Annotated in this window: 24 protein-coding genes and 1 pseudogene; 4 read left to right on the forward strand and 21 right to left on the reverse strand. The window is 73.2% G+C overall.

What is annotated here, in order from left to right:
* Window positions 1–30: 30 nt before the first annotated feature.
* From HEP81_RS06715 to HEP81_RS06725, 3 genes are all read right to left on the reverse strand, one after another.
* Entirely contained in the window at window positions 31–318 is a 288-nt protein-coding gene (locus HEP81_RS06715; protein ID WP_037654794.1) for a DUF6158 family protein, read from the reverse strand.
* Between the two features lie 86 nt (window positions 319–404).
* Window positions 405–2,024 carry an ABC-F family ATP-binding cassette domain-containing protein gene (locus HEP81_RS06720; protein ID WP_037654792.1) on the reverse strand — a complete coding sequence of 540 codons (1,620 nt, stop codon included), beginning with the start codon at window positions 2,022–2,024 and terminating at the stop codon, window positions 405–407.
* A 118-nt stretch (window positions 2,025–2,142) separates the two neighbouring features.
* Window positions 2,143–2,799, reverse strand: a complete 657-nt coding sequence (locus HEP81_RS06725) for a histidine phosphatase family protein (protein WP_037654790.1) — start codon at window positions 2,797–2,799, stop codon at window positions 2,143–2,145.
* Between the two features lie 92 nt (window positions 2,800–2,891).
* Here HEP81_RS06725 and HEP81_RS06730 point away from each other — a divergent pair, with 92 nt between their 5' ends.
* Both HEP81_RS06730 and HEP81_RS06735 read left to right on the forward strand, forming a co-directional pair.
* Entirely contained in the window at window positions 2,892–4,400 is a 1,509-nt protein-coding gene (locus HEP81_RS06730) for a bifunctional phosphatase PAP2/diacylglycerol kinase family protein (protein ID WP_078967314.1), read from the forward strand.
* A 162-nt stretch (window positions 4,401–4,562) separates the two neighbouring features.
* Window positions 4,563–5,384: a class I SAM-dependent methyltransferase gene (locus HEP81_RS06735; protein WP_037654789.1), complete on the forward strand. Its 822-nt coding sequence runs from the start codon at window positions 4,563–4,565 to the stop codon at window positions 5,382–5,384.
* 26 nt (window positions 5,385–5,410) lie between these two features.
* Here the strand turns inward: HEP81_RS06735 and HEP81_RS06740 are convergent, their stop codons facing one another.
* From HEP81_RS06740 to HEP81_RS06795, 13 genes and pseudogenes are all read right to left on the reverse strand, one after another.
* Window positions 5,411–5,692: a gas vesicle protein K gene (locus tag HEP81_RS06740; RefSeq protein WP_037654788.1), complete on the reverse strand. Its 282-nt coding sequence runs from the start codon at window positions 5,690–5,692 to the stop codon at window positions 5,411–5,413.
* Window positions 5,692–5,901: a gas vesicle protein gene (locus tag HEP81_RS06745; protein WP_037654786.1), complete on the reverse strand. Its 210-nt coding sequence runs from the start codon at window positions 5,899–5,901 to the stop codon at window positions 5,692–5,694. Before HEP81_RS06745 ends, HEP81_RS06740 begins: the two co-directional genes overlap by 1 nt.
* Window positions 5,898–6,722, reverse strand: coding sequence for a GvpL/GvpF family gas vesicle protein (locus HEP81_RS06750; protein WP_037654785.1), 825 nt, complete (start codon window positions 6,720–6,722; stop codon window positions 5,898–5,900). Before HEP81_RS06750 ends, HEP81_RS06745 begins: the two co-directional genes overlap by 4 nt.
* A complete protein-coding gene (locus HEP81_RS06755; protein ID WP_037654784.1) occupies window positions 6,719–7,066 on the reverse strand; it encodes a gas vesicle protein in 348 nt (115 codons plus the stop codon). The genes HEP81_RS06750 and HEP81_RS06755 overlap by 4 nt, the downstream gene beginning before the upstream one ends.
* Window positions 7,063–8,229 (reverse strand): SRPBCC family protein, encoded by a 1,167-nt coding sequence (locus HEP81_RS06760; RefSeq protein WP_037654783.1) that lies wholly within the window; start codon window positions 8,227–8,229, stop codon window positions 7,063–7,065. The genes HEP81_RS06755 and HEP81_RS06760 overlap by 4 nt, the downstream gene beginning before the upstream one ends.
* Window positions 8,226–8,834: a hypothetical protein gene (locus HEP81_RS06765; RefSeq protein WP_037654782.1), complete on the reverse strand. Its 609-nt coding sequence runs from the start codon at window positions 8,832–8,834 to the stop codon at window positions 8,226–8,228. Before HEP81_RS06765 ends, HEP81_RS06760 begins: the two co-directional genes overlap by 4 nt.
* Window positions 8,831–9,094, reverse strand: coding sequence for a gas vesicle protein GvpG (locus HEP81_RS06770; protein WP_037654781.1), 264 nt, complete (start codon window positions 9,092–9,094; stop codon window positions 8,831–8,833). Before HEP81_RS06770 ends, HEP81_RS06765 begins: the two co-directional genes overlap by 4 nt.
* A 51-nt stretch (window positions 9,095–9,145) precedes the next feature.
* The gene (locus HEP81_RS06775) at window positions 9,146–9,910 is read right to left on the reverse strand and encodes a GvpL/GvpF family gas vesicle protein (protein WP_037654780.1); all 765 of its coding nucleotides are present in this window, start codon (window positions 9,908–9,910) and stop codon (window positions 9,146–9,148) included.
* Window positions 9,907–10,326: a gas vesicle structural protein GvpA gene (locus tag HEP81_RS06780; protein WP_037654778.1), complete on the reverse strand. Its 420-nt coding sequence runs from the start codon at window positions 10,324–10,326 to the stop codon at window positions 9,907–9,909. The genes HEP81_RS06775 and HEP81_RS06780 overlap by 4 nt, the downstream gene beginning before the upstream one ends.
* 54 nt (window positions 10,327–10,380) lie before the next feature.
* Window positions 10,381–10,848, reverse strand: coding sequence for a gas vesicle protein GvpO (locus HEP81_RS06785; RefSeq protein ID WP_078967328.1), 468 nt, complete (start codon window positions 10,846–10,848; stop codon window positions 10,381–10,383).
* Between the two features lie 64 nt (window positions 10,849–10,912).
* Window positions 10,913–11,242 (reverse strand): non-homologous end-joining DNA ligase LigD, encoded by a 330-nt coding sequence (gene ligD / locus HEP81_RS42595; RefSeq protein WP_421673924.1) that lies wholly within the window; start codon window positions 11,240–11,242, stop codon window positions 10,913–10,915.
* Window positions 11,202–11,549: pseudogene (ligD, locus tag HEP81_RS42600) on the reverse strand (non-homologous end-joining DNA ligase LigD); the annotation flags it as partial. The pseudogene ligD (HEP81_RS42600) and the gene ligD (HEP81_RS42595), both read right to left, overlap by 41 nt.
* Before the next feature lie 161 nt (window positions 11,550–11,710).
* Entirely contained in the window at window positions 11,711–13,558 is a 1,848-nt protein-coding gene (locus tag HEP81_RS06795) for a transketolase (protein WP_037654774.1), read from the reverse strand.
* 321 nt (window positions 13,559–13,879) lie between these two features.
* On the opposite strand from HEP81_RS06795, the gene HEP81_RS06800 reads away from it, so the two are divergent.
* Window positions 13,880–14,839 (forward strand): LLM class F420-dependent oxidoreductase, encoded by a 960-nt coding sequence (locus HEP81_RS06800; RefSeq protein ID WP_037654771.1) that lies wholly within the window; start codon window positions 13,880–13,882, stop codon window positions 14,837–14,839.
* Between the two features lie 40 nt (window positions 14,840–14,879).
* On the opposite strand, the gene HEP81_RS06805 is transcribed toward HEP81_RS06800, so the two are convergent.
* Entirely contained in the window at window positions 14,880–15,326 is a 447-nt protein-coding gene (locus HEP81_RS06805; protein ID WP_037654769.1) for a phage holin family protein, read from the reverse strand.
* A gap of 82 nt (window positions 15,327–15,408) precedes the next feature.
* On the opposite strand from HEP81_RS06805, the gene HEP81_RS06810 reads away from it, so the two are divergent.
* A complete protein-coding gene (locus HEP81_RS06810) occupies window positions 15,409–15,756 on the forward strand; it encodes a VOC family protein (RefSeq protein ID WP_037654767.1) in 348 nt (115 codons plus the stop codon).
* Between the two features lie 4 nt (window positions 15,757–15,760).
* Here the strand turns inward: HEP81_RS06810 and HEP81_RS06815 are convergent, their stop codons facing one another.
* The 4 genes from HEP81_RS06815 to HEP81_RS06830 form a co-directional block, all read right to left on the reverse strand.
* Window positions 15,761–17,722, reverse strand: a complete 1,962-nt coding sequence (locus HEP81_RS06815) for a DUF5107 domain-containing protein (RefSeq protein ID WP_037654764.1) — start codon at window positions 17,720–17,722, stop codon at window positions 15,761–15,763.
* Window positions 17,723–17,813: 91 nt separating this feature from the next.
* Window positions 17,814–18,359, reverse strand: a complete 546-nt coding sequence (locus HEP81_RS06820) for a GNAT family N-acetyltransferase (RefSeq protein WP_037654762.1) — start codon at window positions 18,357–18,359, stop codon at window positions 17,814–17,816.
* Window positions 18,360–18,400: 41 nt separating this feature from the next.
* A complete protein-coding gene (locus HEP81_RS06825) occupies window positions 18,401–19,324 on the reverse strand; it encodes a S66 peptidase family protein (protein WP_037654758.1) in 924 nt (307 codons plus the stop codon).
* On the reverse strand, window positions 19,321–21,288 hold the full coding sequence (locus HEP81_RS06830) for a dipeptidyl-peptidase 5 (RefSeq protein WP_037654756.1): 1,968 nt from the start codon (window positions 21,286–21,288) through the stop codon (window positions 19,321–19,323). The genes HEP81_RS06825 and HEP81_RS06830 overlap by 4 nt, the downstream gene beginning before the upstream one ends.

The following is a 21,288-nucleotide window of genomic DNA, read 5'->3' on the forward strand; positions in this document are numbered from 1 at the left end:
ACACGCGTCGTGCCGTGCGCTCGGCTCGGCTCAGGTGCCCGGCTGCCCCGGAGTCACCGACTCGCCGCAGTGGCGCTCCCGGGCGCCCTCGCGGGTGCGGCCCGCGCTGACCAGGCGGCGCGGGTTGCGGCGCAGATACTCGCCCTCCAGCTGCGCCATGCGCTCGTTGTGGGCCCGCAGCGCGTCGTTGGAGGCGTACAGGAGGGTGTCGTGGCGCGTGCGGTGGATCGTCTCCAGCTCCTTCATGAGCTGCTGGTCGTCCAGTCGGCTGGGGTCGACTCCGGTCATGGTGGTGCCCCGCTCGTCGTGTCCGTTCATTCGGTCCGAGTACCCGCGTTCCTGAATCCACTGTACGAACATCCCGGTCCCCCGGCCTCCGCATGCCGCCGGGGGAGCGCGGGCGGCTACCGGGCCCGCTCCACCCGGCGCTCGTCCCACACCGGCTCCGGGGTCTCGCGGACCCGGCCGTCGGTGCCGAAGACCAGGAAGCGGTCGAAGGAACGGGCGAACCAGCGGTCGTGGGTGACCGCGAGGACCGTGCCGTCGAACGCCTCCAGACCCTCCTGGAGGGCCTCGGCGGACTCCAGGTCCAGGTTGTCGGTCGGTTCGTCCAGCAACAGGGCGGTGACGCCCTCGAGTTCGAGCAGCAGGATCTGGAAGCGGGCCTGCTGGCCGCCGGAGAGCCGCTCGAAGCACTGCTCGGCCTGCTGGGTCAGCTCGTAGCGGCGCAGCCGGGACATGGCCGGGCCGCGGTCCTGGGCGTGCTCCTTCCACAGGATGTCCAGCAGGGTGCGGCCCTGGAGTTCGGGGTGCGCGTGGGTCTGTGCGAAGTGGCCCGGTACGACACGGGCGCCGAGCTTCCAGAGGCCTGAGTGCGCCACGTCCTCGCCGGCCAGCAGGCGCAGGAAGTGCGACTTGCCGGAGCCGTTCGAGCCGAGGACGGCGACCCGTTCGCCGTAGAACACCTCCAGGTCGAACGGCTTCATCAGGCCGGTCAGCTCAAGTCCCGTGCAGGTGACCGCCCTTACACCGGTGCGGCCGCCCTTCAGGCGCATGGTGATGTCCTGCTCGCGCGGCGGCTCCGGGGGCGGTCCGGCCTCCTCGAACTTGCGCAGCCTGGTCTGCGCGGCGGCGTAGCGCGAGGCCATCTCATGGCTGACGGCGGCGGCCTGACGGAGGTTCAGGACGAGCTTCTTCAGCTGGGCGTGCTTCTCGTCCCAGCGGCGGCGCAACTCCTCGAAGCGGGCGAAGCGTTCGCGGCGGGCCTCGTGATAGGTGGCGAAGCCGCCGCCGTGCACCCAGGCGTCCGCGCCGGCCGGTCCCGGTTCGACGGAGACGATCTTCTCGGCGGCGCGGGCGAGGAGTTCACGGTCGTGGGAGACGAACAGCACCGTCTTGCGGGTCTCCTTGAGCTGCTGCTCCAGCCACCGCTTGCCGGGTACGTCCAGGTAGTTGTCCGGCTCGTCCAGCAGCAGGACCTCGTCGGTGCCGCGCAGCAGCGCCTCCAGCACCAGGCGCTTCTGCTCACCGCCGGACAGGGTGCGCACCTGGCGCCACTGCGCCTTGTCGTACGGCATGCCGAGCGCGGCCGTGGTGCACATGTCCCACAGCGTCTCGGCCTCGTAGCCGCGCACCTCGGCCCAGTCGGCGAGGGCCTGCGCGTAGGCCAGCTGGGCGGGCTCGTCGTCCACCGTCATGACGGTGTGCTCGGCCTCGTCCACCGCCTTCGCGGCCTCGCGGATCCGGGGCGGGGCGACGGAGACCAGCAGGTCCCGCACGGTCGTCTCGTCGCGCACGGAGCCGACGAACTGGCGCATCACGCCGAGGCCGCCGCTCACCGTGACCGAGCCGCCGTGCGGCTTCAGCTCGCCGGAGATCAGCCGCAGCAGGGTGGTCTTGCCCGCTCCGTTCGGGCCGACCAGGGCGACGGCCGAGCCCTCGCCGACCCGGAAGGAGACATCGCCGAGCAGCGTCCTGCCGTCCGGTAGGTGGTATTCGAGGTGCGCGGCTTCCAGATGTCCCATGAGGCCGCATTCTCCGGTCCGGGGGCGGACAGGGGCAAACCGTTATCGGACGCCCCCGCCCGAACCCCGCGGCCGCACCGGTTCACCGGGTTTCCGCCCGCGCTCCCCCGCCCCGGTTTCACCCCGTGGTGCCCAGCGGCTCCCCCGACGGGCCGGGGGTGCCCGCCGGCTCGACGGTGTGGGCCTCCCAGGTCAGGGCCCGCCAGCCGGTCCCGGGGTCGCCCTCCAGGGTGATCACACCGGTGTTGGCCAGCGGGCGCGCGGCGGCGAAGGCGACCTCGATGTTCCGGGCGCGGGCGGCGGTCCACATCCGGATCGCGGCGCCATGGCTGACCAAGGCGACCGTGCCCGCGCCGCTGCGGTACGCCTCCTCGATCACGGCGTCGTACCGCCCGAGCGCCTCCTCGCCGCTCTCCCCGCCGGGGACGCGCAGCGCGGTGTGCCCGGCCGCCCAGGCGAAGGCGGTGCGCATGTAGGACTCGGCCTCGGGGGCGTCGCCGGGCAGCATCTCCAGACGGCCCGCGGACAGCTCGCGGATGCCGTCGCGGACGGTCACCTCCAGTCCTCGCGCCAGAGCCAGCGGGGCGGCGGTGAGCTGGGTGCGGATCAGCGGGGAGGCGTAGAGGGCGCCGATGTCCTCGGCGGCCAGCGCCCGGGGCAGCGCGGCGGCCTGGGCCTCGCCGAGCGGGGTGAGACCGGGCCCGGGTGCGGCGGTGTCCAGCAGTCGGCGCACGTTGGACGTGGTCTGGCCGTGGCGGATCAGGAGCAGGCGCATCCGGGCGTTCTCCTTGTGGCGTCCGGGCGGCGTCCGCGCGGTGCGGGACGCGATGGGACAGGAAACGGGCACTTCAGGGTAACCGCACTCCTATGAACGAGACCGAGACCCCGGACGTGGACCTCACCGCCCCGACCGCCCTGCCGCATCCCCTGTACGAACGGCTGCTCGCGGCCGACGCCCGCCTCTTCGAGCGGGCCGCCCGCTGGAACTGGCCGGGTGCCCAACATGTGCTGCCCCGGCTGAGCCGCAGCGCCAACCACGGGGTGCTGTGGGCGGCCGTGGCCGCGGGGGTGGCGGCGACCCGTACGCCCAGGGCACGGCGGGCCGCCCTGCGGGGCATGGCCTCGCTCGCGGTGGCCTCCGCGACCGTCAACACCCTCGGCAAGCGCTCGGTGCGCCGGGCCCGGCCGCTGCTCGACCCGGTGCCGCGCGGGCGGCGGCTGCGGCGGCAGCCGGTCACCACGTCCTTCCCCTCGGGCCACGCGGCCTCGGCGGCGGCCTTCGCCGTCGGGGTGGCGCTGGAGTCCCCGGCGTGGGGCGCGGCCGTCGCACCGCTGGCGTTCTCGGTGGCCGCCTCCCGGGTCTACACCGGGGTGCACTTCCCGAGCGACGTACTGGCCGGTGCGGCGCTCGGCGCGGGCGCCGCCCTCCTGGTACGGCGCCTCGTGCCGGCCCGCGCGGCGGCGGTGCCGGGCGCTCGGCCGCGCGCCGAGGTGCCCGCGCTGCCGGAGGGCGAGGGTCTGGTGGTGGTCGCCAACCAGGGCTCGGGCACCGCAGACCGGGTGAACGGGCTGCGGGCGGCGCTGCCGCGCGCGGAGATCGTGGAGTGCGAGCCCGAGGAGACCGGCGACGCGCTCGCGAAGGCGGCGGCGCGGGCGCGGGTGCTCGGGGTGTGCGGCGGCGACGGCACCGTGAACGCGGCGGCGGCCGTCGCCCTGCGCCACGGGCTGCCGCTGGCCGTGCTGCCGGGCGGCACCCTGAACCACTTCGCGTACGACCTGGGCGTGGAGGACGAGCGCGATCTGGCCCGCGCGGTGCGCAAGGGCGAGGCGGTACGGGTGGACGCGGGCCGGTTCGCCTCCGAGGGCACCGAGCACCTGTTCCTGAACACGCTGAGCCTCGGGGTGTACCCGGAGCTGGTGCGCGCCCGGGACTCCTGGTCGCACCGGATCGGCAGCTGGCCTGCCGGGCTGCTCGGCGCGCTGCGGGTGCTGCGCGAGGGGCGGCACCCGCTGGAGGTGGAGGTGGGCGGTGAACGGCGGCCGCTGTGGATGCTGTTCGCCGGCAACGGCGTCTACCACCGGATGGGGCTCGCGCCGGGCCGGCGTACCGATCTGGCGGACGGGCTGCTGGATGTGCGGGTGGTGCACGGCAGCGGGCGGCCCGCGCTGCGGCTGCTCGCGGCGGCCGCCGCGGGGCCCCTGACCCGCTCGCCCGCGCATGCCGCCGTCCAGGTGAACCGGCTGCGGCTGACCGGCCTCGCGCCCGGCACCCCGCTGGCCTACGACGGGGAGGTCACGACCGTCTCGGGCGAGGTGACGGTGGAGAAGCTGCCGGAGGCGCTGACGGTCTACCGCCCGCTGCCCAGCACCTCCTGACGGTCGGCTCTTGGATCCCGCTTCCCTGACGCTCTGTCAGTCCATATATCAAAACGGAGGTCTCACCATTCGGCCCGCGCGCGTACCGTGAAGCGTGGCGCGGGCCGGTGGGGCCGGCGCGACGGGACACGCGTCGGGGACGCGAGGAGCAGGGGAATCGGCATGCCGAAAGCACGGGAGACGGCCGTCTACACGCATGGGCACCACGAGTCGGTGCTGCGCTCGCACACCTGGCGCACCGCCGCCAACTCCGCGGGCTATCTGCTCGGTTCCCTCAAGCCGCACATGAGGGTCCTGGACATCGGCTGCGGGCCCGGGACCATCACCGCCGATCTGGCCGAGCTGGTACCCGACGGCCGGGTGACCGGCGTCGACCACGCCCCCGGCATCCTGGAGCAGGCGCGGGAGACGGCCGCCGCGCGCGGGCTGGCGAACGTCGACTTCGCGGTCGCCGATGTGCACGCCCTGGACTACCCGGACGACACCTTCTGCGTGGTCCACGCCCACCAGGTGCTCCAGCACGTGGGCGACCCGGTACAGGCGCTGCGCGAGATGCGCCGGGTGACGAAGCCGGGCGGCTTCATCGCCGTACGGGACGCCGACTACGCGGCGATGACCTGGTACCCGGCGCTGCCCGGCCTGGACGACTGGCTGGACCTGTACGAGCGGGTGGCGCGCGCCAACGGCGGCGAGCCGGACGCCGGGCGGCGGCTGAAGTCCTGGGCGCTGGCCGCCGGGCTGCGGGACATCACCGCGAGCTGCGGCACCTGGACCTTCGCCACCGAGGAGGAGCGCGCCTGGTGGAGCGGTCTGTGGGCGGACCGCACCCTCGCCTCCGCCTACGCCGAACGGGCTACGGAGGGCGGCCATGCCACGCCCGAACGGCTGCGGGCGGTGTCCGACGCCTGGCGGGAGTGGGGGCGGCGGGAGGACGGCTGGTTCGCGGTGCTGCACGGGGAGATCCTCTGCCGCAAAGAGGCGTGAGCCCGGCGTACGCGGGCGCTCCCGGCTCAGTCGCGGGGCAGCAGGGGGCCGAGCGGTCCGAGGTCCAGGTTGAGGTCCTCGGGCCGCAGCCCGTAGCGGTCGCGCAGCTCCGCCATCCGGTCCTCCAGGAGCATCAGGGTGAGCCCGATCCGCTCCTCCTGCTCTTCGGACAGATCACCGGTCTCGAAGCGCCGTACGGCCTGCCGCTCCATCAGCTGGCGCAGCAGTTCCACCACGGTGAGCACCAGTTTCACCAGATCGCGCTCGACCGTGTCTGGTTCGAGGTCGAGCCGGTTGCGGGCGGACATCACAGCTCCTTCGCGGGCGGCTCGGGCAGGATCTCGAACGGCGAGGGCACGGAGGCGTTGACCGAGCTGATCAGCGCGTTCAGGTCGATACGGACGAGGTCCACGTCGGCGATGCGCAGCGTGACATCGCCCGTGATCACCACGCCGCCCGCCAGCAGCCGGTCCAACAGGTCGACCAGCGCGATCTCCCGGCGCTCCACGACGGTCACCGGCCCTCCCCCGCCGACGCGCCGTGCCGCGCGTCCTCCTCGGCGAACCCGCTGAACGAGTACGCGGCCCAGGGCCCGGTCAGCTCCACCCGCAGCCCGCCGGCCTCGTCCTTCGTGCGGTCCACCAGCTCCACGAACTCCTCGGAGCGGTTGCGGGGCACCAGATAGGCCGCGTTCAGCACATTGCGGCCCCGGGCACCGGACAGCGAGGCGCTCTGCGGGGGGTGCAGCCTGCTGGCCTCGGCGTGCGCGCCCAGTCGCTGGTGCAGGGCGTCCGCGAAGGACTCGGCGGCCTGGAGGTCCGCCTCGTGGGCCCGGGTGTCCGCGCGGCGGCGGCGCAGATAGTCCCGGCCGCTCATCGGCTTGTCCGACTTATCCCCCGTCGCCGCCGTCCTGGCCCGTTCGTCCGTGGCGGGCTCCGGGGGCGGCTCCGTGAACACCTTGACGCCCCACTCGACCCGGCCCTCCAGCCGGTCCAGGGCGTGCAGGAAGTCCGTCTCGCGGGCCTCCATCATGCTGCGCACCCCGCTGTCGTCCCGGAAGACGGTCGCCAGGCGCAGCGGCAGCGGGGTGGTGACGGTGGTGAGCGCGTCGATCACACCCTGGTGGGCGCGGGCGGTCGCGGCCAGCCAGTCCAGATCCTCCAGATGGGCCTTGAGCCCCTCCTCGCAGAAGTCGGCCTCGGGGACCGTACTGACCACCGCGACCAGCCCCCGGTGGGCCAGCAGGGCCGGCGGAGCGCCCCCGATGCCCGTCAGCTGGGCCTGTAGGGGCGCCCCGAGGGGACGGCAGACGGCATACACATAGCGCAGTCCGGTCACGGCGCCTCCTTCCGCGCGCGGCCCGGCTCCAGCTCCTCCAGCCGGGCCAGCCGTTCTCTCAGCTCCGCGTTGTCCCGGGTCAGCTCGTCCCGGCGGGCCCGGGAGGACAGGGCCGGGTCGGTCTCCCACCAGTCGATCCCCATCTCCTTCGCCTTGTCCACCGAGGCGACGATGAGCCTCAGCTTGATGGTGAGCAGTTCGATGTCGAGCAGGTTGATCCGGATGTCACCGGCGATGACGACACCCTTGTCGAGGACGCGTTCCAGGATGTCGGCGAGGTTCGCGCCCGAGTTGTGGCCGTAGGGGTCGGCGAAACCGCTCGACCGGGGGGCGGGCGTCGTCATCGACGGCTCCCGCGCTCGGCGTACTCGGGTTCTTCCTCCTCGTCCTCGTACTCCTCGTCCTCGGGCTCCTCGTCCTCGTCCTCGTACTCGTCCTCCTGCTCCTCGTCGTCCTCCTCCGGCTCCTCGGCCTGGTCCCCGTCCTCGACCTCGTCCTCGTACGAGCCGTCCTCCTCGTCCTCGTACTCCTCCGGCTCCCCGGACTCCTGGTCCTCGGCCCGGTCCTCCGGCTCCTCGGAATCGCGGTCCTCCGGCTCCTCGGACTCCTCGGACTCCTCCTCCGCGATCGCGTCCTCGTGGCTGCGGACGACCTCGCCGTCGCGGATCTCGCCGCGCCAGCCGTCGTCCGCCTCCGCCTTGAAGGTGATGAAGCGGGCGTAGTGCTTCAGGTCCAGCCTGACCCGGCGGCCCTGGGCGCGCCACAGGTTGCCCGTCTTCTCGAAGAAGCCGCTCGGGTAGTACTCGATGACCAGCAGGACCCTGGTCAGGTTGTCACCGAGGGCGTGGAAGGTGACGACGCCCTTGGTGCTGCCCTTGGCTCCTTCGGAGGTCCACTGGATACGCTGGTCGGGGATCTGCTCAGTGGTCCGGGCCTTCCAGCTGCGGCTGGACCAGAAGATCTTCGCCTGCCAGTCAGACTCGGTGTCGTTGGCGCGCGAGGCGCTCTTGACCCCGCGGGCGAAGTTGGAGAAGTCCTGGTACTGGGTCCACTGGTCGTAGGCGGTGCGCAGCGGCACCCCGACGTCGATGAACTCCATGATCACCGTGGGCTTGTTGCCGCTGCGGCCCTTGCCGCCCTTCTTGCCGCCCCCGATGTTCTTGACCGCGTCCATGACGTTGTCCTTCACTCGGGAGGCGCCGAGTTCCAGCGCGGAGCGCAGGGGCCCCTTGCCCTCGGCGAGCTTGCGGCCGCCGTCCAGGGCGAGTTTGGCGAAGCCGGGGCTGTTGCCCTCGGCGATGTCGTTCAGCTTGCCCGTGGTCTCGCCGAGCTTGCGGCCGAGACCGGTGAGCAGCCGCTGGGCCTGTGCGGACAGGTACTCCTGCGCCTCCTCCTTCAGCCGGTCGGCGGCCTCGCTGTGGGCGAGATCGGTGAGCGGATTGGCGTCCTTGGCGGCGCCCTTGGCCTTGCCCGCGGCCGAGGCCGCGGAACCGACGGTGTCGGTCATCGTTCATCGCCGCCCTTCGCGGAACCGCCGCCGCGGGAGCCGGCCGGCTTCTTCGCGGCCGTCTGACGCTGGGCGCCGGTCTTCTTGGCCGCCGTCTTCCTCTTCGCGGGGCCTGTCTTCTCCGTCGTGCCGGTGCGCCGTGCCGCGGTCTTCTTGGCGGCCGGCTTCTGGGCGCGGGGCTTGGGGGTGGACCCGCCGCCGTCCGGCTCGTCGCCGCGGTCGGCCGCGCGGTCCTCGTCGTCCCGCCCGGCCTCGGGCGCCTCGTCGGACTCGTCGTCGGACTCGTCCGCTCCGGGGAGTTCGCCGCGCACCTGGGCCGTACGGTCGTGCAGGCGGTCGGCGAGGGTGCTCATCTGGCGTTCGACCATGGCCCCGGAGGCCGCCTTGCCGACGCCCCGCAGATCGGTGCGCAGCTGCTCGCCGATCTCCTTGAACTGCGGGTTGTCGCGCAGCTGCTGGCGTGCGAGGTCGACGAGCGCGCCCGGGCCGAGGTTGAGCTTCTTGCCCGCCACGAGCGAGCCGACCGCGATGGCCATCTTCAGTTTCCTGGTGCGTCCCAGGAAGTATCCGGCCCCTATGGCGAGGCCCAGTGCCGTTCGGTTCATCGTCCCGTTCCGTTGCCTGTGGTGTCGCCGGGCCCCTGGGGGGCTTCCAGCCGGTCGAGCAGTTCGTCCTCGCGCCGGTCGAACTCCTCCTCGGTGATCTCGCCCGCCGTCAACTGCTCTTCGAGGCGGGCGAGTTCGGCCCGTACGGTGGCGGGGTCGTAATAGATACGTTCCGCCTCGCGGAGCACCTGGTTGATCGCCCAGCCGCTGCCGCGCACGGGCGCGAAGGGCAGCAGCAGCACTTCCTTGATCAGTCCCATGGGGTCCTCCTTCCGCTCGCCGTCCGGGCCGTTCGGGTCGTCCGCCGGCCCTCAGGACGCCGCGGCGGCGGAATCGGTCTCCGCCGGCTCGGCCGGGCCCGGTTCGACGAAGCTGTACGGCGGCAGCGGGCCGTTGACCCGCAGTTCCAGGTGGGGCTGGCCGGTCCGGATCCGCTCGACGGCGGCCAGGAACTCCTCCGCGGTGTCCCGGGCGATCAGGAACGAGACGTTGAGCAGCCAGCCGGTGGACTCCGGCCCGACGCTGACCGCGGCGGCGGTCGGCTCCAGCAGGGCCCGTATGCGGGCGGCGTCCTCCGTCTCCCGCGCCTTGACGGCGCCGGCGACCATCTCGCCGAGGCGGATCTTGTCGTCGTAACTACCGCCGCCCGCCTTGCGGTTCGCGTCGGCGAGGGCGCGCAGGTCCGGCTGCTCGGCCATCACCAGATGGAGGACGGCCTCCTCGACGTGGTTGGCCTTGACGTTGTACTCGACCTTGCCATCCAGGGCCGCGAGCCGCTCCCGGTAATGGTCGGCGCGCTCGCCGAGGACGTGCGTGACGGTGTCGTCGTCGGGAGCGACGTTGCCGAACCGCATGGGCAGCACACAGCCGCCGGCGCCCGCCTCGGCGAGCACGTTCTGGTGCGCGAGCAGATCACGGCGCTTGGGGCGCAGGCTCTCCGGGGCGTCACTGACCAGCGCGGTCAGCTCACCCTCGGTGAGGAGCCGCACGGGCAGCGGCGGCTCTCCGACTCCGGTCATCCCCTCGGGGAGGTCCGGGTGGGAACGGGCGGTGATCCCGTAGACGTACGTGCTCACTCCTGCTCCTCCTTGCGGCGGGCCGACGTCTTACGCGCGCGACGAGGCTGTTCCTCGCCCTCGTCGCGGGCCTGCTTGAACGCGTCGGATATGGTCTCGGCCGCACCAGACAGGGCGCCCTTGGACTTGCCACGCGCACCGGACTCGGTGACCTGGCCGACCACGTCGGGCAGGCCGGGGCTCTTGTTGGGTCCGGACTCCAGGTCGAGGCGGTTGCACGCCTCGGCGAAGCGCAGATACGTGTCGACGCTCGCCACGACGACGCGGACGTCGATCTTCAGGATCTCGATACCCACCAGGGAGACGCGCACGAAGGCGTCGATCACCAGGCCACGGTCGAGCACCAGCTCGAGTACGTCGTAGAGGCCACTGCTGCCTCCACCGCCGCCGCTCTGCTGTGCCGGGACAACGGTCATACCGGCCGTTCCTCCTTCGGTTCGTTGCTGAATGGTCGATTGCGCCCGGCCCGGCTAGCGGCCGCCGGCGCGCGGATCGGCTCTGCCGCGCTCGTAGCGGCGGACCCGCCGGTAGCCGGTGAGCTGCCCCTCCCGGTCGAGTTCGACCTGGTAGCTGCCCATGAGGCTCATGGTGTCCGGCACCCTGGAGAGCTCCAGTACCTCGACCTCGAGAGACCAGCCGTCCTCGGTCTGCTCGAAGGAGGACACCGATTCGGCTTCGAGTCCGGTCAGCTCGGCGAGCTGGCCGCGCGCCTGCCGCAGCACCTCCATGAGGGGCGGCCGACGCCCTTCGGGCTCGTGCGTGGACTCCTCGCCGTCGGAAGACGGCCGAGGGGGCCTACGGGGCTTCCGGGGCCTCGCCTCGGGCTCCGGTTCCTGTTCCTGTTCGACTTCCTGTGGTGCCTCTTGCTCGTCTTCCCGCTCGGATTTATGGGATTCTCGTGAATTCTGTGTTCGCGTTGTGCGATGTGTGTTCGACATGGCCACCTCTTTGGTGCGGGTGGCCGCTCATCCCGTGGCCAAACCTTCGGGCCGTCCTCAGTCCTCAGTCGCGCAGCTTCGCGAGACGCCGCCGTGCGGGGCCCGGACCGCGGCCCCTGGCCGGCAGCTCCGCCCATGGGTCGGTGCGGGCCCGTTCCAGGGCGTCGGCGATCGTCCCGCGGCGGGCGTGGAGTACGGGGTCCTCCAGCTGCGACCAGGCGACGGGCACGGCGACGGGGGCGCCCGGGAGGGCGCGGACCGCGTAGGGGGCCACGGCGGTCTGTGCGTAGGCGTTGCGCTGGACGTCGAGACAGAGGCGGTCGCCGCGGTCCTCCTTGCGGACGGCGGTGGTGAGCCGGTCCGGGGTGCCGTGCGGCGGCGAGTTCGGCGACATCGTGGGCGAACCGCCTCACCTCGTCGAAGCCTTGACGTCCGTCGAGCGGGACGACGAGGTGCAGTCCGCGCGAGCCGGTGGTCATCGGGGCTGCGGGCAGGGCGAGTTCGTCCAGCAGTGTGCGCAGCACGGCCGCGGCCGCGCGGACCGTGGCGAAGTCGTCGTCCGGTGGGTCGAGGTCGAACACCAGCCGGTCGGGGTGGTCGGGGCCGGCGGCGCGGTCGGTGCGGGACAGCCAGCGGTGCGGGGTGACACAGGCCTGGTCGGCGAGGAAGAGGAGGGTGACGGTGTCGTCGCACCACCACATGGGTGACGGTGCCGCCCTCCTTGGCGACCTCCGCGCGGGTGATCCACTCCGGGTAGTGCTCAGGGGTGCCGGGCCGCGCGCGGCCGGGGAAGAGGACCTTCCCGGCCGCTGGAACCGTACGGTGCGACGGCCGGCCCGTATCGGCCGGTCCGCGCCCTCGCTCACCGCACCACCGCCTCCTCCACCAGCAGCTTCGCCGCGGCCACGATGCCGAGGGCGTCGATGCCCGCGGCGTGCAGCTGCTCGTCGGGGGCGGCCGAGCCGGGCATCGTACGGACCCCGAGCCGGACCAGACGGGGCACCGGGCGGCCGTCGGCGAAGGACTCCGCGACCGCGTCCCCGATACCGCCCTCGGGGTGGTGGTCCTCGACGGTGAGCAGGCAGCCGGTGTCCTCGGCGGCCCGGCGCAGCGTCTCGGCGTCGACGGGCTTGACCGAGTACAGGTCGATCACCCGGACCGCGATGCCGTCCTCGGCGAGCCGGTCGGCGGCCGCCAGCGCCTCGGGCACGGTGACCCCGGCGGCGACGATCGTCAGCCGGTCCTCCTCCGAGGAGCGCAGCGTCTTGCTGCCGCCGACCGGGAACTCCTCGTCGGCGTCGTAGAGCACCGGGGTCTTGCCGCGGGAGGTGCGCAGATAGCGGATGCCGTCAAGACCGGCCATGGCGGCGACCAGCCGGGCGGTCTGGTTGGCGTCGCAGGGGTAGAGCACCGTGGAGTCGTGGATGGCGCGGAACATGGCGAGGTCCTCCAGGCCCATCTGCGAGGGCCCGTCCTGCCCGATGGCGACCCCGGCGTGCGAGCCGACGAGGTTGATCCCGGAGCCGCTGATGGACGCCATGCGCACGAAGTCATGGGCGCGGGTGAGGAACGCGGCGAAGGTCACGGCGTACGGCACCCAGCCGCGCACCGCCATTCCCACGGCGGTGGCGACGAGTTGCTGCTCGGCGATGTAGCACTCGAAGAAGCGCTCGGGGTGCGCCTTGGCGAACTCCTCGGTGCGGGTGGAGTCGCCGACCTCGCCGTCCAGGGCGACGATGTCGCCGCGCGCGTCACCGAGGGCGGCGAGGGCGGCCCCGAAGGCGTCCCGGGTGGCCGCCTCGTCGCCCTTGTCGTAGCGCGGGAGCCTGATCACCTCGGTGGTGCGATCGCGCAGCGCGGCGGCGGCCGGCGGCTCGCCCACGCGGATGTGCAGCGCACGGGGGCCGCCGAGCTCGGCGATGGCCTCGTCTGCGTCGGGCAGCGGCTTGCCGTGGTGGCCCTCCTGGTCCTCCACGGCGGCCACGCCCTTGCCCTTGAGGGTGCGGGCGAGGATCACGACGGGCTGCCCGGTGGTGGACAGCGCCTCCCCGTACGCCCGGTCGATCGCGTCCACGTCATGGCCGTCGATCTCGATGGTGTGCCAGCCGAAGGCCTGGAAGCGGCGGGCGTAGGCGTCCAGGTCATGGCCGTGCCGGGTGGGGCCGCGCTGCCCGAGCCGGTTGACGTCCACGATCACCTTCAGGTTGTCCAGGTTCTCGAACCCGGCGTGCTCGGCGGCCTCCCACACCGAGCCCTCCGCCAGCTCGCTGTCCCCGCACAGCACCCACACCCGGTAGCCGGTGCGGTCCAGGCGCAGCCCGGCGAGGGCGATGCCGACCCCTACGGGCAGACCCTGGCCGAGGGAGCCGGTCGCGGTCTCCACCCAGGGCAGCCTGCGGGGTGTCGGATGTCCTTCGAGGCGGCTGCCGAGCTTGCGGAAGGTCATCAGCTCGCCGTCCTCGATGGCGCCGGCCGCCTTGTACGCGGAGTACAGCAGGGGCGAGGCATGGCCCTTGGACAGCACGAAGCGGTCGTTGGCGGGATGCTCGGGGCGCTCGAAGTCGTAGCGCAGATGGTTGGCGAGGAGTACGGCCATCAGGTCGGCGGCGGACATCGAGGACGTGGGATGCCCGGAGCCCGCCGCCGCGGCGGCCCGTACGCTGTCGACGCGCAACTGCTGTCCGAGTTCGGCGAGTTCGGCGGTGTCCATGGCTCTCCTTGCGCGAGATTCGTGGTCGTCGGTCGGTGGGCGTCCGTAGGGGCCGCCCGGGATCGCCGGAGCGCGGGAACGGCCGGACCGAGACGCGCGGTCGGCCCGCGAGGACGCCTCGGGCGGTGGGCTCGTGCGAGGTTTCCCGCGTATCCGGGGCCGGACCAACCAAACGCGGGGCCGCTCACCCGGGCGGAGCACACGGGGGCCGACCGGGCTCGCCCCCGCCCGTCGCGGCGGGCGGACCGCGTTTCACCCGGATACCCCCGGTTACCCGGCCCCGGACGTTCCCACCCGCTTCCGGCACGCGGAGGTGCCCCGATGCCCGAGTACGGATACTTCCTGGCGAGCGAGGAACACGGGCCGGCCGGGCTCGTGGAACAGGCGCGGATGGCCGAGCAGGCCGGATTCCAGGCGCTGTGGATCTCCGACCACTTCCACCCGTGGAACGACGCGCAGGGGCAGAGCCCCTTCGTGTGGTCGGTGATCGGCGCGCTCTCCGAGGCCGTGTCGCTGCCCATCGAGACCGCCGTGACCTGCCCGACCGTGCGCATGCATCCGGCGGTGACGGCGCACGCGGCGGCCACCTGCGCGGTGCAGACCGAGGGCCGCTTCCGGCTGGGCCTCGGCAGCGGCGAGGCACTGAACGAACACGTCCTCGGCGACCGCTGGCCCCCGGCGCACGTACGTCTTGAGATGCTGGAGGAGGCGGTACAGGTGATGCGCCGGCTGTTCACCGGCGAGGAGGTCGACCACCACGGCACGCACTACACCGTGGAGAACGCCCGCCTCTACACCGTGCCCGCGGAGCCCATCCCGATCGACATCTCCGGCTTCGGCCCGAAGGCCACCGCCCTCGCCGCCCGGGTGGGCGACGGCTACATCACGATGATGCCCGAGGAGGAGATGGTCACCTCCTTCAGGAAGGGCGGCGGCGGGGCAAAGCTCGTCAGCGGCGGCACCAAGGTCTGCTACGGCGCCGACCGCGCGGAGTGCGTCCGTACGGTGCACCGGCTCTGGTACAACGAGCTGCTGCCCGGCGAGATGGGCCAAGTACTGCCCTCGCCCCAGCACTTCGAGCAGTTGCACGAGCTGGTCACCGAGGACATGGTCCGCAAGGACGTGGTGTGCGGGGACGATCCGGACGTACACGCCGCCGCCCTGCGCGCCTTCGCCGACGCCGGGTTCGACCGCGTGTACGTCAACCAGATCGGCCCCGACCAGCAGGGTTTCTTCGACTTCTACCGTACGAAGGTGCTGCCCCGGCTGGCCGAAGGATGACCGGGCCTGGAAGTGACCCCGGGGGGACTCCCCGCGCCGGCTATCGGCGCGGGTCGTCCAGGTCGGCCGGGGTCTCCGGCGGATTCTTGGGGATCGGCGGATACGGCATGCCGAGGCCGCCGGGCGGGGCGACCGGCGGGGTGCCGCCGACCACCCGGTGCGGCGGATGCGGGTGGTGTTCCGAGGACGAGGAGTGGGCACTGGCCCGCAGCGCGTACGCCACCGCGGCCATCAGCGCCCCGGTGATCAGCGCGGCCGCCCAGCCGGGCAGCCCGATCGCCAGGGCGAGGCCCACGGCGACGACGACCGCGCCGCCCGCGTACAGGGCGGCGGCGCCCGACGCGCCGTACAGCACGGCGGTGCGGCGCTGCTTGCGGGTCTGCTCGCGCAGCTCCTCCCGTACCGTCACACGGGCCACCTGAGCCAGCTCCTCGACCAGCTCCTTGTCGAGATGTTCCAGATGATCCAGAGGTTGCGAACGGTTCATGTCACGCGGGTACCCTGTGCGCACCTCGGATAACTCCGTGGGTGCCTGCGCGCCGGCCCTCGCCCCAACTAGGCTCGGCCGTATGGAGATTATGGGCGCCTCGCTGCGTATCTGCGTTGCCGACATCGAGACCGCGATCCCCTTCTACGAGCGGCTGGCCGGTGGCACGGCACAGCGGTTCGCGCGCGGCGGGGTCCAGGTCGCCGCGATCGGCTCCTTCCTGTTGATGAGCGGTCCGGAAGCCGAGCTGGAGATCCTGCGGAAGGTCACCGCGACCATCGCCGTCAAGGACGTGGGCGAGGCGCGTGAGCTGCTCACCGGCCTCGGCGCCCGCATCCTGGTGGAGCCGGTGCCGACACCGGCGGGCAGCAACATGCTGGCGATGCACCCGGACGGATCGCTCTTCGAGTACGTGGACCAGCGCGGCTGAGCGCTCAGGCGGAATCGGGACGCATCCTGAAGTCGTAGCGGGCGGGCAGAGGTTCGTCGGTGAGCCGGGCCCATACCCGGTCGAGCTCCCGGGAGCCCTCCCGCAGATCGGCGATCTCGAAGCCCGCGTCGAACACGGCCCGCGCCTCGGCCCGTCGGCCCTCCGCCAGCAGCAACTCCGCCTCCAGCAGCCGGAATCGGCCGCGCTGCCGGACGGCCGACGGCAGCCGTTCCCAGACCGCGCGGGCCTTCGCCGTCCGCCCGACCCGCAGCAGCGCTTCGAGCGCCTCGCGGCCGAGGGCGGTCCGCCGGGCGACCCGGTCCGCGTCCTCCGGGCGCTCCGCCGCGCACAGGTCGGTGAACGCGTCGGCGTACCGGTCGGCGGCCCGCGCGTGGTGGCCGTCGTCCTGGTCGGCGACGGCCAGGGCGCGCAGCAGCGGCCAGCGCGCGGGGGCGAGCGGCAGGGCCCGCTCCCAGCTGCGGACGGCCTGGGCGCGGTCGCCCGCGTGCCACTGGGCGATGCCGAGGTGGTACTCGGTGTGCCAGGTGGCGGGCGCGGTCTCCAGCAGGTCCCGCCAGTGCGGGGCGACCGGTGTCGCACCGGCCGGCTCCGGGCCGCGCGGGGCGGGCAGGCCCCCGGTGCGCAGCAACTCCCGCCAGGGCTCCTGGTCCTGGCCGAGCGTGGACTCGGGGAAGGGCGTGCCGGGCAGCTTCCAGCCGGCGCGCAGCACTTCGAGTGCGCCCCAGCCGGAGCCGGTGGCGAGGATCTCGCCGGGTTCGGTGTCGGCGTACGGCCGCCATCGCGCGTACGCCTCCTCGACACGGGCGCGCGGCAGCACCGCCTCCAGCCGCTCCTCGGCCTGCCGGACCGCGCAGGTCCACTCCCCCGCGGGCGAGGTGTCGAGCGGGCCGTACGCCTCCAGCCAGGACACCTCGCTCTCCGGGTCCAGGCGGACGTGCTCCAACTGGGTACGGGCCAGGCCCGCCTGGATCTCGCAGTAGCCGCCGGTGCCGGGCTCGGTGAGCCACTGCTGCCAGCGGCGGCCGCCGGGACCGCTGCCCCAGACGAACAGCTTGCGGCCGCGCAGCACATCGGTGGAGGTCTGCACCAGTCCGTGCCCGGCCGCGTCCAGCGCGGCGATCCAGCGGCGCCGGCCGTCGGGCACGTCGTAGAAGTAGTCGGCGGCGTAAGGGCTGTTGAGGGGGTAGGTGCGGTCGATGCCGTCGTACGCCGGGACGGGCACCCGGCGCAGCCGCTGCTCGTAGCCGAACTGCCAGGCCGCCTCGGCGGGGGCGAGGACCCGGACCTTTTCGGGTACCGCGATGTTGGACCACCAGTAGGTGGGCACCGGGTGCTCGTGCGGATTGCGGACGCGGACGGCGACGTGGAGGAAGTCGGAGCCGTCGGGCAGCCACAGGTCGACCTGGAAGGGCAGGTCGCGCAGCCGCTCCCACTCCCACAGGCGCAGCATCTCGCCGCCGTCGGGCGCGGGGACGCGCGCGGCGTGCAGGGGGGCGCAGGAGAGGGTGGTGTGGCCGGTGGCGCCGATGTTCCACTCGATGCCGCCGGAGTACCAGGCGCCGTTGAGGGCGAAGTCGGCGGGCTGGAACACCGGGTTGCGGTAAAGAAGTTCGCGTCCGGTCGGCAGATGGAGCAGCGAGGCGACCCGGCCGCCGAGGCCGGGCAGGACGGTGGCGCGCAGCCGGTCGTTCTCGATCACCAGGGCGTCGAGGGCGCGGGGTGCGCGGGTCCTGTCGTAGCCGTCGCGCAGGCGGACCGGCAGCAGGCTGCGCAGCGGCGCGTACCCGAGCCCGCGCGCCATGTCCGGGGGCATGTCCGCCCGGTCGCGGTCGTCGACGCGGTGGACCTCGTCGAGCGGGCGCAGCGGAGGCAGCGGGTTGTCCGGGCCCAACTCGGCGGCGGGCAGGGTCAGTACCTCACGTCGGATCCTTGTCACGACGACCATGGAACCCGGCGCGCGGTGACTCGGCCAGGGGAGCTGCCGGTCAGGATTGCGCAAAGGGCGTAAAAACCGCGGCGGGGCGGCCCGTGCGAGGTCAGGCGCGCATCTCGGCGGTGAGCGCCCAGCGCTCGTGGTCGCGCCAGTCCCCGTCGATGTAGATCATCTTCGGTGAGAAGCCCTCCAGGCGGAACCCGGCGCCCCGGGCCAGCGCGGCCGAGGCGAGGTTCTCCGGCTGGGCGTTGATCTCCAGGCGGTGCAGCCCGAGCGGCCCGAAGGCGTGGCCGATCACCAGGTCGAGGCCCTCGCGCATCAGACCCCGCCCGGCGGCGTGCGCGAACGCGCCGTAGCCGAGGGCGCCGCAGCGGAAGCCGCCCCGGACGATGTTGTTGATGTTGATGAACCCGGCGATGTCCCCGCTCTCGCGCTCGCACACCAGGAAACCGGCCTTGGTGGGGTCGTCGATCAGCCGCCCCGCGTACTGGGCGTACGCGTCCTCGGTGTCCGGCGGGAACAGCCACGGGCGGTGCAGGTCCTTGCTCTCGCGGGCGCGCGCGGTGAACTCGGGACCGTCCTGAAGGGTGAAGTGGCGGATGCCCACCCGTGGGCCTTCGGCGAGGTAGCGGGACGCGATGTGCGGCATCCGGCCAGCTTACGCGTCCCCTCTCGCCGCGCGGGGCATGCTCAGCGCAGCGCGGGCTCCGCCAGTGTCAGCGTCCCGGCGTCCGCGTCCAGCTCCGCCTCGGCCCCGAACGGGATCGTCAGCGCGTCCGCGCAGTGCCCGAACCCCATCTCCTCGCAGACCGGCACCCCGAGCCCGCCGAGCCGGTCCGCGAGGACGGCGCGCACCTCCTCGTAGGGCCCGCAGCGCTCCCAGGACCCGAGCCCGATCCCGGCGACCCCGTCCAGCCAGCCGGAGCGCAGCAGCTGGGTGAGCAACCGGTCGATGCGGTACGGCAGTTCGGTGACGTCCTCGATCATCAGCAGCCCGCCGCGGGCACCGGTCCGAGCGAGCGGGGTGCCGAGGTCGGCGGCGAGCCCGCCGAGGTAGCCGCCGAGGGTCACCCCGCGGGCCCGGCCGGACACCAGCGCCGTGCCGGTCGTCGCGATGGTCCGCACCGTCTCGGGTGCGAACAGGGTGGCCTTCAGATGCTCCTGCGCCCGGGTGCTCTTGATGAAGTCGATCCCGGCGGCCACCGGCCCGTACAGCGTGACCAGGCCGAGGCGGGTGGCGAACGCCTGGTGCAGATGGGTGATATCGCTGAATCCGAGGAAGACCTTCGGCCCGGCGGCGCGCAGCGCGTCCCAGTCGACCAGGTCGGCCATGCGCTGGGCGCCGTAGCCGCCGCGGGCGCACAGGACCGCGGCCACCGACGGATCGCACCAGGCGTTCTGGAGGTCCGCGGCCCGGTCGGCGTCGGTGCCCGCCAGATAGCCCAACTCGCCGTCCCGGTCGAGGACATGGGGCATGACGACGGGGTCGAGGTCCCAGCCGCGCAGCACATCGAGGCCCGCCTGGACGCGTTCCTCGGGCACCGGGCCGCTGGGGGCGACGACGGCCACCCGGGCGCCCGGGGCCAGCCTCGGCGGGCGGGTGAGGGCTTTCACCGGTGCAGCTCCAGTCGGGGCACGTCGGGCACGTCCAGCTTGAACACCTGGGCGTACAGGGAGAGTTCGGCTTCCAGGGCGCGGATCACGGTGTCCGCCCTGCGGAACCCGTGGCCCTCCCCCTCGAAGGTGAGGTAGGCGTGCGGGACGCCCTTGCCCTGGACGCGGGCGAGGAACTCCTCGCACTGCACGGGCGGGCAGATCACGTCGTCCAGGCCCTGGAGCATCAGGAACGGCGCGGCGAGCCGGTCGGCGTGGCTCGCGGGCGAGCGCTCGGTGTAGCGGGTCGGCACCTCGGTGAACGGGCCGATCAGGGACTCCATGTAGCGCGACTCGAAGTCATGGGTGCCGCCGGAGGCCCAGCTGGTCAGGTCGAGGACCGGGTAGAGGATGGTGCCGCACGCGTAGACCCCGGTGGTGGTGAGGGAGGCCGCGGTGGTCCAGCCGCCCGCGCTGCCGCCCCGGATCGCGAGCCGCCCGGGGTCCGCGGTGCCCTCCTCGGCGAGCGCGCGGGCGACGGCCGCGCAGTCCTCGACGTCGACCACGCCCCACTGCTCGCGCAGCCGCTCGCGGTAGGCGCGGCCGTACCCGGTGGAGCCGCCGTAGTTGACCTCGGCGACGCCGATGCCCCGGGAGGTGAAGTAGGCGATCTCCAGGTCGAGGACGAGCGGCACCCTGCTGGTGGGGCCGCCGTGCGCCCAGATGACGTAGGGCGGCAACTCGCCGTCGGGTGCGGTGTGTTCGGGGTGGTGCGGCGGGAAGACCTGGGCGTGCACCTCGCGCCCGTCGGGTCCGGTGAAGACGCGGATCTGCGGCTCGGGGTAGTAGGCGGGGTCCACCGGGTCCCGGTGGCGGGCGCCGACGGCGCGGGCGCGGCCGGTGACGGTGTCCAGTTCGACCACCTCGTACGCGGTGCGCGGGCTGGCGCCGATGGCGGCGACCCGGCCGCCGTGCACGGCGAGGTTCGCCGCGAACTCGGTCCAGGGGCCCGCCGCGTCGACGATCTCCCCGGACTCCGGGTCCAGGATCCCGAGCACGGTCGAGCCCTTGCCGTGCACGACCGCGATCAGCCCGCTGTCCAGCGGTGCGAACCAGCGCAGGCCCAGCTGCCACAGCGGGCCGCCGAACTCCTCCTCGCGGGTGCACAGCGGGACGTCGTCGCGGTAGAGGTTCCACCAGCCGCCGCGGTCGCTGGAGTACAGGAGCCCCCCGTCCGGGGCCCATTCCACCTGGGCGACGGCCTCGTGCTCGCCCCCGGCGACGGTGTGCGCGCCGTGCAGGGTGCCGTCCGCGCCGACCTCGGCGACCCGCAGTTCGGTGCCCTCCCAGGGCATCCGCGGGTGGTCCCAGGCGAGCCAGGCGGCGCGCCGGCCGTCCGGGGAGATCCGGGGGGCGGTGACGAACCGGTGCCGCTCCTCGGTGAGTTCACGCACCGCGCCCCGGTCCTCGGCGGCCGAGCCGTCCAGCGGTACGGCGGCGAGGACGCGCCGGACGTCGCCGGGGTCGTCGCCGGTGTACTCCTCCAGCACGCACCACACCTCGCCCCGTTCGAGGTCGAGCTGCGGTTCCGCCCAGCGCAGTCCGCCGCCGACCGGGGAGAGCGGGGTGAGCGGACGGGGTTCGCCGCCGGGCTCGTACCGGTAGAGCCGCTGGTCGGCGAAGTGGGCGAACACCAGGAGGGGCGCGCCGCCTCGGCTCTCTGCGGTCCAGGGCCGACCGCCGTACTCGATGACGCGGGTGCGCACGTTCCACGGCGCGGGCAGCAGCGATTCCTCGCTGCCGTCCGCGCGGCGCCGTATCAGCGCGCGGCGCCCGCCCTCGCCGGGGCGGGGCTCGGTCCACCAGGTCTCGTCCCCGACGTAGCCCACCCAGTCCGGGCGGCCGTCGTGGGCGGCGGCGAGTGCCGCGTCGATGGGTGACGGCCAGGTGCCGTACGGTGCCCTGTGCATGGTGTCCTCCCCCAT

It is taken from the genome of Streptomyces griseofuscus (assembly GCF_014673495.1).
In the GTDB taxonomy this organism is placed as follows: domain Bacteria; phylum Actinomycetota; class Actinomycetes; order Streptomycetales; family Streptomycetaceae; genus Streptomyces; species Streptomyces murinus.

Bases quoted from the DNA above. Each gene is read 5' to 3' on its own strand.
- HEP81_RS06715 (WP_037654794.1), bottom strand. From the start codon at position 318: ATGAACGGACACGACGAGCGGGGCACCACCATGACCGGAGTCGACCCC.
- HEP81_RS06735 (WP_037654789.1), top strand. From the start codon at position 4,563: ATGCCGAAAGCACGGGAGACGGCCGTCTACACGCATGGGCACCACGAG.
- HEP81_RS06755 (WP_037654784.1), bottom strand. From the start codon at position 7,066: ATGACGACGCCCGCCCCCCGGTCGAGCGGTTTCGCCGACCCCTACGGC.
- HEP81_RS06730 (WP_078967314.1), top strand. From the start codon at position 2,892: ATGAACGAGACCGAGACCCCGGACGTGGACCTCACCGCCCCGACCGCC.
- HEP81_RS06810 (WP_037654767.1), top strand. From the start codon at position 15,409: ATGGAGATTATGGGCGCCTCGCTGCGTATCTGCGTTGCCGACATCGAG.
- HEP81_RS06800 (WP_037654771.1), top strand. From the start codon at position 13,880: ATGCCCGAGTACGGATACTTCCTGGCGAGCGAGGAACACGGGCCGGCC.
- HEP81_RS06765 (WP_037654782.1), bottom strand. From the start codon at position 8,834: ATGAACCGAACGGCACTGGGCCTCGCCATAGGGGCCGGATACTTCCTG.
- HEP81_RS06795 (WP_037654774.1), bottom strand. From the start codon at position 13,558: ATGGACACCGCCGAACTCGCCGAACTCGGACAGCAGTTGCGCGTCGAC.
- HEP81_RS06725 (WP_037654790.1), bottom strand. From the start codon at position 2,799: ATGCGCCTGCTCCTGATCCGCCACGGCCAGACCACGTCCAACGTGCGC.
- HEP81_RS06760 (WP_037654783.1), bottom strand. From the start codon at position 8,229: ATGACCGACACCGTCGGTTCCGCGGCCTCGGCCGCGGGCAAGGCCAAG.
- HEP81_RS06740 (WP_037654788.1), bottom strand. From the start codon at position 5,692: ATGTCCGCCCGCAACCGGCTCGACCTCGAACCAGACACGGTCGAGCGC.
- HEP81_RS06770 (WP_037654781.1), bottom strand. From the start codon at position 9,094: ATGGGACTGATCAAGGAAGTGCTGCTGCTGCCCTTCGCGCCCGTGCGC.
- ligD (WP_421673924.1), bottom strand. From the start codon at position 11,242: ATGTCGCCGAACTCGCCGCCGCACGGCACCCCGGACCGGCTCACCACC.
- HEP81_RS06805 (WP_037654769.1), bottom strand. From the start codon at position 15,326: ATGAACCGTTCGCAACCTCTGGATCATCTGGAACATCTCGACAAGGAG.
- HEP81_RS06820 (WP_037654762.1), bottom strand. From the start codon at position 18,359: ATGCCGCACATCGCGTCCCGCTACCTCGCCGAAGGCCCACGGGTGGGC.
- HEP81_RS06785 (WP_078967328.1), bottom strand. From the start codon at position 10,848: ATGTCGAACACACATCGCACAACGCGAACACAGAATTCACGAGAATCC.
- HEP81_RS06815 (WP_037654764.1), bottom strand. From the start codon at position 17,722: ATGGTCGTCGTGACAAGGATCCGACGTGAGGTACTGACCCTGCCCGCC.
- HEP81_RS06830 (WP_037654756.1), bottom strand. From the start codon at position 21,288: ATGGGGGAGGACACCATGCACAGGGCACCGTACGGCACCTGGCCGTCA.
- HEP81_RS06720 (WP_037654792.1), bottom strand. From the start codon at position 2,024: ATGGGACATCTGGAAGCCGCGCACCTCGAATACCACCTACCGGACGGC.
- HEP81_RS06780 (WP_037654778.1), bottom strand. From the start codon at position 10,326: ATGACCGTTGTCCCGGCACAGCAGAGCGGCGGCGGTGGAGGCAGCAGT.